The 15351-nt window shown below is 64.7% G+C and carries 14 protein-coding genes and 1 pseudogene; 7 read left to right on the forward strand and 8 right to left on the reverse strand.

Features of this window, described 5'->3' with window-relative positions:
* Positions 1 to 51 precede the first annotated feature (51 nt).
* The 5 genes from IVA82_RS43950 to IVA82_RS43970 all read right to left on the reverse strand — a co-directional run bounded on the left by IVA82_RS43950 (position 52) and on the right by IVA82_RS43970 (position 6534).
* Complete coding sequence (locus tag IVA82_RS43950; RefSeq protein WP_247385248.1) at positions 52 to 231, reverse strand: hypothetical protein; 180 nt, start codon at positions 229 to 231, stop codon at positions 52 to 54.
* A 325-nt stretch (positions 232 to 556) separates the two neighbouring features.
* Positions 557 to 1789 (reverse strand): rhodanese-like domain-containing protein, encoded by a 1233-nt coding sequence (locus tag IVA82_RS43955; protein ID WP_247385760.1) that lies wholly within the window; start codon positions 1787 to 1789, stop codon positions 557 to 559.
* A gap of 73 nt (positions 1790 to 1862) precedes the next feature.
* Positions 1863 to 3047, reverse strand: coding sequence for a PepSY-associated TM helix domain-containing protein (locus tag IVA82_RS43960; RefSeq protein WP_247385762.1), 1185 nt, complete (start codon positions 3045 to 3047; stop codon positions 1863 to 1865).
* A gap of 63 nt (positions 3048 to 3110) precedes the next feature.
* The gene (locus IVA82_RS43965) at positions 3111 to 5438 is read right to left on the reverse strand and encodes a TonB-dependent siderophore receptor (RefSeq protein WP_247385763.1); all 2328 of its coding nucleotides are present in this window, start codon (positions 5436 to 5438) and stop codon (positions 3111 to 3113) included.
* A 211-nt stretch (positions 5439 to 5649) separates the two neighbouring features.
* A complete protein-coding gene (locus tag IVA82_RS43970) occupies positions 5650 to 6534 on the reverse strand; it encodes a dihydrodipicolinate synthase family protein (RefSeq protein WP_247385765.1) in 885 nt (294 codons plus the stop codon).
* A 182-nt stretch (positions 6535 to 6716) separates the two neighbouring features.
* On the opposite strand from IVA82_RS43970, the gene IVA82_RS43975 reads away from it, so the two are divergent.
* Together IVA82_RS43975 and IVA82_RS43980 are read left to right on the forward strand one after the other, a co-directional pair.
* On the forward strand, positions 6717 to 8129 hold the full coding sequence (locus IVA82_RS43975) for an FAD-binding oxidoreductase (RefSeq protein WP_247385767.1): 1413 nt from the start codon (positions 6717 to 6719) through the stop codon (positions 8127 to 8129).
* A gap of 14 nt (positions 8130 to 8143) precedes the next feature.
* Entirely contained in the window at positions 8144 to 8824 is a 681-nt protein-coding gene (locus IVA82_RS43980) for a GntR family transcriptional regulator (RefSeq protein WP_247385769.1), read from the forward strand.
* 7 nt (positions 8825 to 8831) lie between these two features.
* Here IVA82_RS43980 and IVA82_RS43985 read toward each other — a convergent pair whose 3' ends face one another.
* Positions 8832 to 8996 (reverse strand): hypothetical protein, encoded by a 165-nt coding sequence (locus tag IVA82_RS43985; protein ID WP_247385771.1) that lies wholly within the window; start codon positions 8994 to 8996, stop codon positions 8832 to 8834.
* A gap of 329 nt (positions 8997 to 9325) precedes the next feature.
* Here IVA82_RS43985 and IVA82_RS43990 point away from each other — a divergent pair, with 329 nt between their 5' ends.
* A complete protein-coding gene (locus IVA82_RS43990; protein WP_247385772.1) occupies positions 9326 to 11350 on the forward strand; it encodes a YgiQ family radical SAM protein in 2025 nt (674 codons plus the stop codon).
* Between the two features lie 530 nt (positions 11351 to 11880).
* Here IVA82_RS43990 and IVA82_RS43995 read toward each other — a convergent pair.
* A complete protein-coding gene (locus tag IVA82_RS43995) occupies positions 11881 to 12534 on the reverse strand; it encodes an NADPH-dependent F420 reductase (protein WP_346658739.1) in 654 nt (217 codons plus the stop codon).
* Between the two features lie 205 nt (positions 12535 to 12739).
* On the opposite strand from IVA82_RS43995, the gene IVA82_RS44000 reads away from it, so the two are divergent.
* From IVA82_RS44000 to IVA82_RS44010, 3 genes are read left to right on the forward strand one after another with little or no spacing between them, the layout of a single operon-like run.
* Positions 12740 to 12877 (forward strand): hypothetical protein, encoded by a 138-nt coding sequence (locus tag IVA82_RS44000; RefSeq protein ID WP_247385774.1) that lies wholly within the window; start codon positions 12740 to 12742, stop codon positions 12875 to 12877.
* On the forward strand, positions 12878 to 13159 hold the full coding sequence (locus IVA82_RS44005) for a LysR family transcriptional regulator (protein WP_247385781.1): 282 nt from the start codon (positions 12878 to 12880) through the stop codon (positions 13157 to 13159).
* A gap of 15 nt (positions 13160 to 13174) precedes the next feature.
* Complete coding sequence (locus tag IVA82_RS44010; protein WP_256469830.1) at positions 13175 to 13807, forward strand: substrate binding domain-containing protein; 633 nt, start codon at positions 13175 to 13177, stop codon at positions 13805 to 13807.
* A 148-nt stretch (positions 13808 to 13955) separates the two neighbouring features.
* Here IVA82_RS44010 and IVA82_RS44015 read toward each other — a convergent pair.
* Positions 13956 to 14486, reverse strand: a pseudogene (locus IVA82_RS44015) (glutathione S-transferase); the annotation flags it as partial.
* A 163-nt stretch (positions 14487 to 14649) separates the two neighbouring features.
* Here IVA82_RS44015 and IVA82_RS44020 point away from each other — a divergent pair.
* Positions 14650 to 15213, forward strand: coding sequence for a TetR/AcrR family transcriptional regulator (locus IVA82_RS44020; protein ID WP_247385785.1), 564 nt, complete (start codon positions 14650 to 14652; stop codon positions 15211 to 15213).
* Positions 15214 to 15351: the final 138 nt, after the last annotated feature.

Genomic DNA, 15351 nt, shown 5'->3' on the forward strand with positions numbered 1-15351 from the left:
TCACCTCGATGCTGGAGGGATCGATTTCATGGTTGATGACACTTTGTCCCATCAGCCATCGATGCAGCCAGTGGCCGTCGAGACCCGCCTCGTAGCACGTACCGGCCGGCCATCTGCGGCCGCCTTCTTGCGCATGTCGGCAAGCCGGGCCGTCAAGGCGGCCAGGTCGCCGCCACCGATCGTATAGCGGCTCAGCTTCTGCGATCCCGGCAGCAACACGCCGAGTTCCATTTCGCTTGGCTCAGTTCAAAAGCCAGATAAACCGTGGCATGCTCCGCTGCGGCGGGTGTCTCAGTGCGATCGAGCTTGATCATCTTGGTCCTCCGAGGCTGGATGGTTTGCAATCTAATCCTACCTCTCCTGACCACCCGCCACCCATAGGATCTGAGGCGCGAGCCATGCGACGCGAAGCGTCGCGTGGGGAGCCTCGAAGGATGAACGGCCCCGATGGCAGCCGGGCCGTCGCCCTTCGAGGGCCGCTGAAGAAGCGGCCACCTCAGGGTGACGGTGAGAGACGGATTGCTTACAGCGCGAAGCAAGTCCTGCCGCCCAGGCGTCAGATCACATAGAACCCGTGCGTCGCATCGCGGCGGAGCTGCTCGACGAGGCCATATTCCCAATCGAGATAGGCCTGCATCGCCCCTTCGGCGACGTCGGTACCCTCATAGGGACGGCGATAGCGATGCCCCGGGTCGGGCTTCGGCAGCACAAGCGGCGGGCCGACCTCTAGCGCGCCGTCGTAGCCCCCATCCAGCACATAGACCTCCCAGCTCATCTGCGCGAGCCAGGATGCCGTCATGTCGGCGCGGACGCCTTTGTCGTCGGCGAGGAGGATGCGCGCGCCGCGGACCGGTGCGGCCATGTCGGTTTCTTGGACCAGTTGGCCGCCCGGATAATGGCGGAAGCCCGGGAGATGGCCGGCGGCATATTCCTCCGCGTCGCGCACGTCGAAGCGATAGAGCGTGCGATCACTTTGCGCGAGCAGCACCGACATCTCACCCGCCCCGATATGGCGGACGCCGGCACGATAGGCGACGTCTCGCGCATTGGCTGGACCGCCCTCGAACGGCCCGATGGCGCCGCGCCGGTCGGCACCGTGATCGAGTTCGCGCCGTGCCAGCGTCCAGCCGATGGTGCCGTTGCGCAGTGCCCGCACCTTGTTCGGCACGCCGGCATTGATCAGCGATTGCGTGCCGATGATCGAGCGCGTGCGGCCGGCGCAATTGACGATGATGGTGGTGTCGGGATCAGGCGCCGCGCGCCCGGCGCGCAGCACCAGCTCCGCCCCGGACACATTGACCGAGCCGGGGATGTTCATCGTCGAATATTCGTCGAAGCGGCGAACGTCGAGGATGGCGATGTTGGCCTTGTCCGCAATGAGCTTGGCGACCTCGTCGGCGCTGAGCGAGGGCGTGTGGCGGCGTGCCTCGACCAGCTCGCCGAAGGCCTTGGAGTAGGAATTGACGTCCTCGAACACCTCATAGCCCGCCGCACGCCACGCCTTGAGCCCACCGTCGAGCGCGCGGATGTTGGTGTAGCCGAGGGTCGCGAGGCGTTCGGCACCTGCAGCGACAAACCCCTCCCCGTCATCATAGAGCACGACCGGCACGTCCTTGCGCGGCAGCCTGACCTCAGCTTCGATCGCGATCCGGTCGGCGGCCATGTTGGCGGCGAACAGGGGATGTCCCGTCGCGAACGCGGCCTCGTATCTGAGATCCAGCAGCGCGATCTCCTCGCGCAACAGCAGGGCGCGGCGGATGTCGGCGGGGGTGACGGTGAGGAGCTTCACGGCATGAACCTTGGCGAAGATAGGCCATGGGCTTTTGGACGATTACCGCGGCCTTGGCTAGCCTTCGAGCAGTTCACTCTCCCGGCACCAGCCGCCCAAGCGGCGGCTGCGCGGGACGTCGCAGCTTGCGGCGCGACAGATAAAGCAGGATGCCGGTGATCGCGAACAGCGGCATCAGCGCGGCCGCGATCATGAAGGCGAGCTTGCCGGGCCCGCCCAGAAACGCGCCGCGGTGGATGTCGAGCAGGTTTGCGATGATCTTCTCGCCGAGCGTCTTGTCGGCATAGCGTTCTGCGGAAACCAGCTGACCCGTGACGGCATCGACACGGAATTCGTCGCGGGTGGTATCGAGCGTGGAGTGCTTCCCCCACGACCGGATCCGTATCACGGTGCCGGCACCGGCGGGCAACGTCAGCAGCGCCCTGGAGAAGCGGCCACCCTCATCGTGCAGGAAGGTCGACCATGCGCGATCGAAGCCGATCGGCTGAGCGGGCTCGGCACGGCCAGCCGCGCGCGGCGCATTTGCAGGCGTCTTGGGCTCCATCTTCGCTGGCGCAACTTGCGGACGCGACAGCAGCCAGACGACGCCGTCCTTGTACCAGTCGAACGAGTACCAGAGCCCGGTCAGCGTCATCACCAGATAGACCGGCAGGACCCAGGTCCCGATGACGGCGTGCAGCGACCGGTGCAGACCGCGGCCGCTGAGCCCGAGATTCGGCTTCAGCCACATCTTCGCGCTGCTGGCGCGGCGCGGCCAGCGCAGCACGAGGCCGGAGACGAGCATGACGATCAGGCCGAGCGCGGCGACGCCGGTGATCTGGCGCCCCCAGCCCTTGGCATCGCCGGGAATCAGCAGCCAGCGATGCAGCTTTCGGACCGTCGCGAAAAACTCCTCGCCGCGCGGCGTGCCGAGCACGCGGGCGTCGTAGGGATCGACATAGAGCGAGGACGGACGCGCGCCCTGCTCGTCGCGGGCGAAGCGGAGGCGCACCGCGGCGGACGGGTCGCTCGATAGCGTGACGGCGGAAACCTGGCCTGCCGCCTTCAGGCGTGCAACCACCTCATCTGGCATCGGCATCGGCGCCGGACGTGGCGCCACTCGCATGATGTCTGCATTCAGATGGTCGACGATCTCATCCTCGAAGCTCATGACCACCCCCGTCAGCGCGATCACGGCAAGCAGCAGCGCGAGCACGAGACCCGCGATGGAATGGAGCTGGAACAGAACGGCCTTGATCGCGCGCCCGGGCTCACGCATCGGCGCCGATCCTCCTGATCGGCACGATCAGAAAACCCGTGTTTTTGCGCGGTGTCTGCATCGCTAGAACTTCACCGTCGCCGACAACGAGAAGCGTCGGGCATCGCCGATCGCAACGTTTAACGCGTTCCCGGGGGTGGATGTATAGTAGAGCTTGTCGAACAGGTTCTTGACGTTGAACTGATAGGTCATCGGCAGGTTGCCGACTCTGGTGTCGTAGGTCGCAAAGACGTCTGCGACGGTATACGCCGGCAGAAAGAAGGTGTTGGCGGAGTCGCCTGGCCGGTCGCCGACATAGTGCGCACCGCCGCCGAGCCGCAAACGTCCGGGAAGCGCATCGCCGAAATCGTAGACGAGATAAAGCGAGGCCGTGTTCATTGCGGCGTTGAGGAGCTTGGCGTTGCCGACAACGGGATCGTTGATCAAGCGTGCGTCCGTATAGCCATAACTTCCGATCATGCTCCATTGATCGGTCAGCTTGCCGGTCACGTCCAATTCGACGCCGCGCGACCGGGCCGCGCCGGACGTGCGCCCTGTCGACTTGCCGTTGCCGAGGTCGTCTAGCACCAGCACGTTCTTCTTATCGATATCGTAGAGCGCCAAAGTGCCCGACAGCCGCTTGTTGACGTCGAACTTGAGCCCGGTCTCCCATTGCGTTCCCTCCTCGGGTGCAATGGTGGAGTCGACGACAAAACCGCTGGTGAACGCCGCGATGGTCGAGGTCGGCTTCAGGGACTGCGTATAGCTCACGTAATACGAGAGCTGATCGTTCAGCTTGAAGATGACGCCGCCGAGCGGCAGCACCTTGTCGCCTGATAGATTGGTGTTCGTGATGAAGACAGGCCGGCCTTTTCCCGCGAGCTGCTCGTATTCCATCCAGCGCACGCCCCCGACCACGGACAGCCAGTTGGTCAGATGGAACGTGTCCTGGGCGAAGAAGCCGCGGGTGCCGAGCTTGTCGGTCTGTTCGCTGTCGACTGGCGAAACAGCCGTACCCGGCGAGACCAGTCCGTAGACCGGGTTGTAGAAATTGAAGCTCGGGGTCGCCTGGCGAATCAGGTCGCGGCGATCGATCGTGCGATACAACGCCTCGCCTCCGAACAGGATCTCGTTGCGGAAACCGCCCACCGAGACGTCACCCTGCAGGTAGGAGGTGCCGTAACTGGCGTTGCTCAGCGAGTTATGGGTGCCGTCATTGCTGCGCGTCTCAACTCCAGTCGCAGCGTTGACGCCGGTGATGCGCAGCTGATTGGCGCTATAGGTCTCGGTGTTGTAGCTGTAGGCCGCCGTGACCTTCCAATTGTCGCTGAGCTTCTGCTCGACCGAGGCCTGCATCAGGTCGGACGTGCCCCACATGTTGTTGAAGGGCTCGTCGAGCCGACGCGTAGCGGGGATCGCCAGCGGTGCGCCCTTGACGAAGGCAGTGCCGCGGTCGAACGGGTAGATGAACTCACGGTGTTCATAGGTGAGCTGAACCGTCGTGGTGTCGCCGTACCAGGCAAGCGACGGGTTCACCAGCATTTCCCTGTGGCGGCCGAAATTGCGCCAATAATCTTCGCTGACGCCGTAGCCGATGAAGCGATAGGCGAGACCGCCGTCGCCGATCGGACCGGTGATGTCCAGCGTGCCGTCGGCGCCGCTGCGGTTGTTCGCGAAGGTCGAGCCGAGCAAGGTGACCGAGCCGTGCTGGTAGGGCTCAGGACGCTTGCTGATGGTGTTGACGATCCCGCCGGGATCCATGATGCCATAGAGCAGCGATGCCGGACCTTTCAGCACTTCGACGCTCTCGACCGCGGCGTTCAGGCTGCGACCCTGCACCAGCGGCATGCCGTTGCGCATGATGGAGCCGTCGCGATTGTCGCCAAAGCCGCGGCGGATCACAGCGTCCTGGGTGCCGGCGAGCGTGTTGGTCTGCGTGACGCCGCTGATGTTGACCAGCGCGTCGTCGATGTTGCGCGGCAGCTGGTCTTTCAACACTTGCGCCGGCACGATGTTGACAACTTGCGAGGTATCGAGCGGGGAGGCGCCGCTGCGCAGCGTGGTCGCGCTCGGCATCGCGCGGTAGCCGAGCTTGGCCGCAGCCTGCGCGGCGGCTTCAGCCGCGGCGCGTTCCGACAGCGTCGGTGCGGCCGGGGTGGCGGCATTGCGGCTGCGCTGGCGTGCGGCTGCTTGCGTTCGGCGTTGCGGCGATTCCGATGCACGCGCGGGCTTCGGCCGCTGCGTCGGCGCATCCACGGTCACCGGCGGCAACGCCGATTGGGCCTGCGCAGTCGTCGTGTTGGAGGGCAATTCGGCGAGCAGCACGGCTGCTCCGATGAGAAGACGCGCACGGCTCTTGCCGGCGCGGTTTCGATGGCCGCTTACGCGCTGACCATCAGCATTGGCACGCACTTTCGATCCACTTCAAGTCAGACGCAGTGTTGAAGTGTGCGCCTGTAGCAGTCGCAGTGGATCAAGAGAACCGTAGACGGATTTGAATCGCTCTAGTGTTATTCCTTCCAAGCGTAGATGTGCACAAAAGCGAAATCACCGATTGATGTCGCGGGGAACTGCGACACGCTCCGCGCGAATTCGCGGCCGCCCGGCGCGGCGTTGTACGATCTCACACGTTGGCGAGAGTCACCAACTCGTCGAGCTTGCGCTTGAGCGCGGTGCCGTCAGACAGGGCACGCAGCGGCGGACGCACGCGCAGCCAGCTTGCATCGCCGGTCTGCGCCGCGAGGATGGCCTTCAGCGTCGCGAGGAAGGATGGCGTCTTCACCACGATGTCGACCGCGGCCTGCATGCGTGCCTCGACATCCTTGCCGTCGATCATCGCTTTGACCAGCTCCGGAGCGATATTGGCCATGCCGCAGATGGTGCCGGCCCCGCCGGCGGCAATAGCGCGGGCGATGTCGGTTTCATTGCCAACGGTGATGGCGAGCTCGGGAGCGGCGGCGCGGAACGCCTGGAACTGCTTGAAGTCGCCGCTGGAGTCCTTCAATCCTGCGACCAGCTTGCCATAGCGCTTGCGCAAGTTCGCGGCGACGCTGATCGGGATCGCAACGTCCGAGACCTGCGGGATGTGATAGAGCGAAGCGCGCAGCCGTTCGTCGCCAGCGCCGTCGATGATCGCGGCAAAGGCATCCTCGATGCCCTCAGGTGTGACGCTGCGGTCGAAGTACGGCGGCAGGTACAGCACGTGGCGCAGGCCGAGACCGAGCACGGCGCGCGTCAGAGCGATGCTGTCGCTGATGGCGGGAAAGCCGCCGCCGATCCCGATGCGCTCCGCCGGGACCCCGGCCTTGAGCACGGCCTCGATGGTTGCGACGCGCTCGGCGACATTGAACGAGGTGCCCTCGCCGGTGGTGCCGAACAGCACGACGCCGTCGACGCCTTTGCTGAAGAGCTGCTTGGCATGACCGGCGAGCCTTGGGGAGTCCACGTTGCCGTCGGACGTCAGCGGCGTTGCCGACGCCACCCAGAACCCGCGAATTGCCTCCGTCATGACACCACCACCCATTGCTGCTGCGGCTTCGGACTAAGCCTCTGATCCGTAACGATCTTCAGAGCTTACCCGGAACCTTGTTTTTGCTTTACTTCTCGCCTTGTACCTTACATACAAGGCAGGCGCAATTCCCTCGCTGCAACGGCGCCATTGGGCGCTTCCCGATCTTGATGAGGTCTCTCATGGACATGGTGACCCCCATCGAACATTCCGGCCGATTGCTCGGTACTCTGCGCGATAAGCTCGGAGCCGCCGCCGTGCTGACGGGCAGCGACGTGCCCGCACGCAATTGCAACGACTGGAGCGCCAGCCAGCCGCAGATGCCGCTCGCGGTGATCCGTCCGCTCGACGCTCTAGGCGTCGCCGACGCGATTCTGACATGCCGAGAGGCGCGGCTGCCGTTCGTGCCGCAGGGCGGATTGACCGGACTCTGCCGCGGCGCCTCGCCTGAAGCAGGCTGGGTCGCAATCTCGCTCGAACGCATGAGCGGCATCGAGGAGATCGATCGCACCTCGGCGACGATGACGGTGAAATCGGGCACGCCGCTGGAGACGATCCAGAAGGCGGCCGATGAAGCCGGTTTCTTCTTTCCGCTCGATCTCGGCTCGCGCGGCTCCTGCGCGATCGGCGGCAACCTCTCGACCAATGCCGGCGGCAACCGTGTGATCCGCTACGGCATGACGCGCGAACTGGTGCTCGGCTTGGAGGTGGTGCTGCCGGACGGCACCATCATCACCAGCCTGAACAAGCTGATGAAGAACAATGCCGGCTACGATTTGAAGCATCTCTTCATCGGCTCGGAAGGCACGCTCGGCATCATCACTCGCGTGGTACTGCGACTGTTTCCAAAACCGCGTTCGACCATGGCCGCGCTATGCGCGCTGAAGGACTATGCCGCGGTGATCGCATTGCTCGATGCCGCACGCAGCGGCCTCGGTCCGCTGCTGTCGGCGTTCGAGGTGATGTGGCCGGACTATTGGGACGTGATCACGGTGCGCGCCGGGGTCAAGCCGCCGGTCGGCGCCGGCCACGGTCTCTACGTGCTGGTGGAGGCGCAGGGCACCGACGAGAGCCTTGATGCACCGCGCTTCCAGAGCTGGCTCGAGGAGCTGATGGAGCGCGGTCTGCTCGTCGACGCCGCCGTGGCGCAATCGCTGGCGCAGACGCAAGGATTCTGGCGGGTGCGCGACATCTGCGCCGAATTCGGCCAGGTGCTGGGGCCCCACATCTCCTACGACATCGGCCTTGCGGTGGCAGGGATGGACGTGTTTGTCACGCGCTGCAAGGCGGCGCTCGCCAATGGCATCAAGGGATGCGAGAGCGTCTACTACGGCCATATCGGCGACGGCAACCTCCACCTCGTCTCCTGGGTCACGGGCCTTTCCGTCGAACAACAGCCCAAGGAAGAGATGGACACGATCATCTATGGCCTCGTGCGCGAGATGGGCGGCAGCGTCTCCGCCGAGCACGGCATCGGCACGCTGAAGAAGAAATGGCTGGGGCATGCCCGCAGCGAAGCCGAGATCGCGCTGATGCGGACGCTGAAGGCCGCGCTCGATCCCGATCATCTGCTCAATCCCGGCAAGGTGATCTGACCCTGGGATAGCCGATGAGATCGCTCAAGCTCGATACGCCGAAATCGCTGTCGCAGCGGGTGATGCAGCGGCTGCGCCAGGCCATCATCGACGGCGAGTTCGCGCTCGGGGCTGATATTTCTGAGGAGATGGTGGCCACTTCCTTTGGCGTCAGCCGCACGCCGGTGCGCGAGGCGATGGGACAGTTGCAGGCGCAAGGGCTCGTGGTGATCAGGCCGCAGGTCGGCAGCTTCGTGTTCACCCCAAGCGCCGAGGACATCAGCGCGCTCTGCACCTTCAGGATCGCGCTCGAACCCAAGGGCGCCGAGCTCGCGTTCCGTCACGACCGTGACGGTGCGGTCGCGACGATGAGCGCCGCGATCGCGGCGATGGAGCCGGCGGTCGCGGCACGAGACAACATCGCCTATGGCCGCGCCGACGCCGCCTTTCACGAAGCGCTGTTCGCGCATTGCGGCAACCGCTATCTCGTCGAATCCTACCAGCTCGTCTCGGGCCGCGTCGCCGCGCTACGCACCAACCTGACCTCGCCGATCGACGTTCGCACCCGTACGTCGTTCGACGAGCATCGCAAGCTGCTCGATCTGTTTGTCCGCGGCGAATTTGCGGCGTTCGCGGAGCTGATGACGACCCACATCACCAATTCCGGCCTGACCTATGCCAAGGCCTTGAAGGTGGAGGCGCTGAAGACGGATTGAGCGGTCGCTACTGCGCGCCGTTCGGTTCCGGCCTGTCCAGAAAATCCAGCGCGGTGTTGATCTGTTCGAGCTGCTGCTCGATCCTGTCGCGTTCCTCGATCGACTGCGCCTTTTCGAGCTGCTCCACGAGCTGCTGCTTCCGCGACAGCAAATTCTCTATGACTGTACTCACAGCTCCCCCATCGGCCGAGGCGGCATTCGACGCAAACATCGCCGTGGTGGGCGCGAGCGCCGTGATTGCGGTCGCGCGCGAACCGGACCGGCGCGTCGATCCCTCGACCTGAATGTTCGCGGAGCCCTTTGGTTCCGCGTGCTGCGCCTAACGCGTCGCGATGGCGCCGGCGAGTTGCATCGGTGCAACATGCGTGCAGGCGGCGGCGATCGAGAACACCGCCGCGAGCGCGCACAGCATGCAGAGCTTCATCCGCACCACCGGGAACCGCGATCCGCTCGCGCAGCACAGGTTGTCTTTGCGGGCCCGCAGGCCTATGCGTAGGCACCATGAACACCCCAGCCATCGCCGAAAAGCCCCTGCTGTCGCGGTCCCCTGACCGTGCGCGCAAACCCGCGCCGTTCCTGCCCATGAGTCGCGCCGAGATGGATGCGCTGGGCTGGGACGCCTGCGACATCGTGCTGGTGACCGGGGACGCCTATGTCGACCATCCAAGCTTCGGCATGGCCATCATCGGCCGGCTGCTGGAAGCCCAGGGTTTCCGCGTTGGCATCATCGCGCAGCCCGACTGGCATTCGGCCGAGCCGTTCAAGGCGCTCGGCAAGCCAAAAGTGTTCTTCGGCGTCACCGGCGGCAACATGGATTCGATGGTGAACCGCTATACGGCGGATCGCCGCTTGCGCCATGACGACGCCTATACCGCCGGCGGCGAAGGCGGCAAGCGGCCGGACCGCTGCACCATCGTCTATGCCCAGCGCTGCCGCGAGGCGTTCAAGGACGTGCCGGTCGTGCTCGGCGGCATCGAGGCATCGCTGCGCCGGATCGCGCATTACGACTATTGGTCCGACAAGGTGCGCCGCTCGCTGCTCGCCGATGCCAAGGCCGACCTGCTGCTCTACGGCAATGCCGAGCGCGCAGTGGTCGTGGTGGCGAACCGGCTTGCCGCCGGCGAAGCGCCGCGCGAGCTCGATGACATCCGCGGCGTCGCGCTGTTCCGGCGCGTGCCCGAAGATTACGCCGAACTGCACGCCGACGATCTCGATTCCGCCGACGAAGGCGCCGCGCGCCAGGCCGGCGCCACCGTGATCCGGCTGCCGGCGCTCGAGCAGGTCGAGCAGGACCGCGAGGCCTATGCGCGCGCGTCGCGCGTGCTGCACCGGGAGAGCAATCCCGGCAATGCGCGGCCGCTGGTGCAGCGGCACGGCGACCGTGATCTCTGGCTCAACCCGCCGCCGATCCCGCTGACCACCGAGGAGATGGACGCGGTCTACGACCTGCCCTACGCCCGCGCGCCGCATCCGTTCTATGGCGATGTCAAGATTCCGGCCTGGGACATGATCCGATTCTCGGTGACGATCATGCGCGGCTGCTTTGGCGGCTGCACCTTCTGCTCGATCACCGAGCATGAAGGCCGCATCATCCAGAACCGCTCCGAGGGCTCGATCCTGCGCGAGATCGAGCTGATCCGCGACAAGACGCCGGGCTTCACCGGCGTGATCTCCGACATCGGCGGCCCCACCGCCAACATGTACCGGATGGCGTGCAAGGATCCGAAGGTCGAGGCCGCGTGCCGGCGGCCGTCCTGCGTCTTCCCCGAGATCTGCCCGAACCTCAACACCTCGCATGACGATCTGATCCGGCTCTATCGCAAGGTGCGCGAGACCAAGGGCATCAAGAAGGTGATGGTCGCATCCGGCGTACGCTACGACCTCGCCGTGGAGAGCCCCGAATACATCAAGGAGCTCGTCACCCATCACGTCGGCGGTTATCTGAAGATCGCGCCGGAGCATACCGAACGCGGCCCGCTCGACAAGATGATGAAGCCCGGCATCGGCGCCTACAACAAGTTCAAGCGGATGTTCGATGAAGCGGCCGAACAGGCCGGCAAGAAATATTACCTGATCCCGTATTTCATCGCGGCGCATCCGGGCACGACCGACGAGGACATGATGAACCTCGCGCTCTGGCTCAAGAAGAACCGCTACCGCGCCGATCAGGTGCAGACCTTCCTGCCCTCGCCGATGGCGACCGCAACGGCGATGTACCACACCGGCGTCAATCCGCTGCGCGGCGTGCGCCGCGGCGGCAGCGACAAGGTCGAGGCGATCAAGGGCCTCCGCCAGCGCCGCCTGCACAAGGCGTTCCTGCGCTACCACGACCCCGACAATTGGCCGGTGCTGCGCGACGCGCTCAAAGCGATGGGCCGTGCCGATCTGATCGGCTCCCGCCCCGACCAGCTCGTCCCCGCGCACCAGCCCCCCGGCACCGGCAAGGCCGCCGGCACAAGGCGGCCGGTGCGGCCGGGCGACAAGGCCCAGCGGTTTACGACCAAAGGTCTTCGGGTGATGAAGTAGGCAAGAGCTGGATCAGGTCCGGTTCAGCCCGACGCTTGCGAGCCTCTAAAACAAAAAGTCGAAAAACAACCCCATGCACAGTAGCCGGCATGAGCCGGATCAATGGCTTACACGAGGCGCCTTGCCGGGCCGTTTGACCCGTCGGGCAAAACAGGAGCAGGATGGCATCGTCGGGCGTATGGGTGGGCAGCCCCAACCGCTACTCCGTATCGATATCCTCAAGCTTCACGCCGCGTCCCGCGCGCACGCGCCGACACCTTGGGGTCCCACAATTGTTGCCCGGTGAGTAACGGTGGGGTGATCAGCGCGCCCCGCAGGTCTGCGGTTGAATCCCGTTCGGCGCGGCTCGTTGCAATGGCAAAGCGAAATACGGCACCAATAGTGCTGCGAGCGCGGGTGGCGGTCTCGTGCCGTCCGCGCTTCGCTATCTTCCGCAATGTTTCAAGGATTCCCGTCGATGTCATTGAGCGCATGGATGGCCGACGTTTGGGATCGTACTTCTCGGGCCAAATCACACGGTCGTAGATCGATTACCGCTCCTTCTTGAACAAATCCTGGAAGATGAGCTGGCCCCAAGTGCGGCCGCGTGCGTGCACCAGCGCGCCACCCTCGTTGAGCTTTCCCAGCTTGACGGGTGCGAACCCGAGTTGTTTGGCCAAGGCCGCCACGGGAGCGGTCCCGTCCTCGTCGTCGCTCGACAGAAAGACGACCCGGTGCCCGCCCTCGACGATCGGATCGGCAGCCAGGGTGGCCGCAACCAGGTGATTGAAACCTTTCACGAGCTTGGCGCCGGTGAACGCCTTCGCGATGACGGCGGAGGACGGGAGACTGCCCGGCTCTTCAAGAGGAACTCCAAACGCGTTCGTCGCGTCGATGACCGTCTTGCCTTCCCAGCTCGGCAGGGCCTTCGCAACCTCGCGATGCTCCCCGAATGGGACCGCCAAGATGATCGTGTCGGCCTCGAGTGCATCCCGCAGCGACTTGGCGACGACCCTGGGTCCAATCGCCCGAGCCTGCGGCGCCAACGCCTCGGGCGGTCGGCGGCTCGCGACGGTCACGTCGATGTTGTTACGGGCGAAGGCGCGGGCGAGAGCCTGGCCTACCGCACCGAATCCTACAATCGCATAGCTCATAACGCTTCTCCGATTCGTGTTGATATTGATTCCCCGGGCCTCAGCCTTCACGGAACCTGTGCGCCATCAAATGGGCCGCTCCGGATGTTCCAGAAGAGCCGAAAGCGGCATTCTTTCCAGTCCGGGTTGGAATGGCCGACCGACTTTCGTGATCACCACCCGCTATGGCGCCACCCCCACTCTTAGCGGGCCTTACAGGCTCGCCTGGTTTGCTCTAGTAGTAGAATCCTTACTGTAGAAAACGAGGAGCGGAGTCATGGGACGACCCAGAGAGTTCGATCTCGACGCGGCGATCGACCTCGCGATTCGCGCGCAGTCCGGTGCGACACACAAGGATCTGTGTCGGATGATCGACGGGATGCCGGCCGGCTGGCCTGTGCCGAAGGAAGCGTAGATGGACCGGCTCGATCAGATGCGCCTATTCATACGCGTGGTGGAGACCGCAAGTTTTTCCAAGGCCGCGAAGGCGGAGGGCGTGGTGCAATCAACGGTGAGCAAACAGGTCTCCGCACTGGAGGCGGTGTTCGGCGTACAGCTCTTGCGCCGGACATCGAGAGGCATGAGCGTCACGGAAAGTGGCCTGGATTTCTACAAATTCGCCGTCGGATGCTCGCCGACCTCGAGGCGGCGCGAATACGCATTGGCCAAGGGCAGTTCCGCAGCCGTCTGCGGGTGACGGCCTTCGCGGACCTTGCCAGCCGGGTTCATCGTACCGCGCTTGCCGGAGTTTCTCGCGACCTATCCCGAGGTGTCGATCGACCTCGACGTATCGGAGCGCCTAGTGAGCCTGAGCGAGGACGGATATGACGTCGCGATCCGCGGAGGCGACTTGACCGATGCGACCCTGATCGCTCGGCAGATCGGCGTGATACGGGCGGTCGCTGTCGCAAGCCCCCGCTATCTGCAGCGCTATGGCGAACCAACTTCACCGCACGAATTGAAGGAACACGCGGTCGTCGGACTCATCTCGAACGGTCAGCAGTTCTCCTGGCCCTTCGACACCCCGGAAGGCCGTCTCCTCCTCGCGCCCAGCGCCAGGGTCCGCACGAACGATGCCGCTAGCATACGAGTCGCCGTGAAGGCGGGCCTCGGCATTTGCTTCGGACCGAGTTGGCTGTTCGAAGACGAATTGCGGTCGGGAGACGTCGTACAGATCCTCGCCGAGCATTCCTTGGCGACTTTTCCAATCCACGCGATCCGCCCCGTAGGCCGTCGACCGAGCAGCAAGGTCACCGCTTTCATTGATTTCGTGGCCGAACTTCTCGCCAACGAGCCGCACCTCAGCATGCCGTTGGCGGCGAAGCGCGTTCGAGCCCTCGCCTAACTCGTTCGTATTCGTCGTCCCCTTCGCCCGGCAGCCGCTCCAACTTCCAAGGGGAAACCAACCGATGGAGCGATAGAGCGGCCGCGGACAGGGTGCTGCACGTCCGGTCCGAATGTGCAATCGGATGGAAACGCAGCACGCGCGGCGTGGCTTGAAGGCTCTCGCACTCCGCAGGCACCGGAAGCTTCAGGAGCTCCGCAAAAATCAATCCGCCGATGACCGTGATGTCGGCCATCGAGAAGGCCTCGCCGGCGACGAAGGGCTGCTTTTTCAGGATGCCGTCGAAATAGTGCATACCACGCAGGGCCTTGTCGCGCTGGCCGAGGCCCCACTCGGCGTTCTGATAGATCTCGACGTCGGGACCAAGCCCCGGTGTGGCGTGGTGAAAATAGACGCTCATCGCGTCGAGCAGCTCCAGCTCGGCGCGCTTGCTCATCATGTGGATCACGCCCTTTTCGCGCGGCGTCGTGCCGGTCAGCACGGGGGCGCCGTCGAGCGCGTCGAGATATTCGGTGATGGCGGTGCATTCGCCGATGAAGGTGCCGTCCTCGAGCTCGAGCACCGGCAGCGTGCCCGAATAGTTCTTGGTCAGAAACTCCGGCTTCTTGTGCTCGCCCTTCCAGAGGTCGACCGTCACGAACGCAACGCGCGGCCGCAGCTTCTTCTCGGCCAGAGCGATGCGGACGCGCGCGGGTTAAGGACCGGTCGGCCAGTCGTAAATCTTCATCATTGGACGGCTACGCTTTATCTACCTGCCACATGGTAGATGACTATAGCCTTCAAAACCTGGCGGTCAAAGCCTATCTGTCACTTGGTAGATAACGAGGCGGTGAGGCGGCGATATGAGTTCCAGCGCGCGGGAAGCCATCCTGGCGGCCGCCAGGCGGACCGCACAGGCGCACGGCTATGGCGGCCTGAACTTCCGCGATCTTGCTGCTGAAGTCGGCATCAAGGCTGCCAGCATCCACTATCACTTCCCGAGCAAGGCCGATCTCGGCGCAGCGGTCGCCCGGCGCTATTGGGAGGACACCGCGGCGGCGCTCGAATCGATGCTGGCCGAAACTCCCGATCCCCTGCGCTGCCTGCAGCGTTATCCTGACATATTCCGCAAGGCGCTCGAGAGCGGCAACCGCATGTGCCTGCACAGCTTCATGGCGGCCGAGCATGACGATTTGCCGGACACGGTGAAGCAGGAGGTGCAGACCTTTGCCGACGTCAATGTCGCCTGGCTGAGCAAGGTCCTGTCCGCTGCGGGGCTGGCCGATGCCGAGCAGAGCGAAGGGCACGCACGCGCGATCTTCGCCGCCATCGCCGGCGCCCAGCTGCTTGCGAGGAGCCGCTCGGATCTTGCGCTCTACGACGCCTTGATCGCCAGCTACCGCGCGGCCGGCCTGCTGCCGGCATGACGGATGGGTGCGCCGGTTGTCTAGGCGACGTGCGTCGTCATCCTGGAGTGGCGGCGCGGCAGGATTGCGTGCACCATGGCAGCCGATTCGAACTTCGTGGACGCCTGCGGTCGCGGCGTCCATCTTGGCGCCGAGCAC

It is taken from the genome of Bradyrhizobium sp. 142 (assembly GCF_023074015.1).
Lineage (GTDB): Bacteria > Pseudomonadota > Alphaproteobacteria > Rhizobiales > Xanthobacteraceae > Bradyrhizobium.

Excerpts from the sequence above, each read along its gene's own strand:
- IVA82_RS43950 (WP_247385248.1), bottom strand. The coding sequence starts at position 231 with ATGGAACTCGGCGTGTTGCTGCCGGGATCGCAGAAGCTGAGCCGCTAT.
- IVA82_RS43960 (WP_247385762.1), bottom strand. The coding sequence starts at position 3,047 with ATGCGTGAGCCCGGGCGCGCGATCAAGGCCGTTCTGTTCCAGCTCCAT.
- IVA82_RS43970 (WP_247385765.1), bottom strand. The coding sequence starts at position 6,534 with ATGACGGAGGCAATTCGCGGGTTCTGGGTGGCGTCGGCAACGCCGCTG.
- IVA82_RS43975 (WP_247385767.1), top strand. The coding sequence starts at position 6,717 with ATGGACATGGTGACCCCCATCGAACATTCCGGCCGATTGCTCGGTACT.
- IVA82_RS43980 (WP_247385769.1), top strand. The coding sequence starts at position 8,144 with ATGAGATCGCTCAAGCTCGATACGCCGAAATCGCTGTCGCAGCGGGTG.
- IVA82_RS43990 (WP_247385772.1), top strand. The coding sequence starts at position 9,326 with ATGAACACCCCAGCCATCGCCGAAAAGCCCCTGCTGTCGCGGTCCCCT.
- IVA82_RS44000 (WP_247385774.1), top strand. The coding sequence starts at position 12,740 with ATGGGACGACCCAGAGAGTTCGATCTCGACGCGGCGATCGACCTCGCG.
- IVA82_RS44005 (WP_247385781.1), top strand. The coding sequence starts at position 12,878 with ATGGACCGGCTCGATCAGATGCGCCTATTCATACGCGTGGTGGAGACC.
- IVA82_RS44020 (WP_247385785.1), top strand. The coding sequence starts at position 14,650 with ATGAGTTCCAGCGCGCGGGAAGCCATCCTGGCGGCCGCCAGGCGGACC.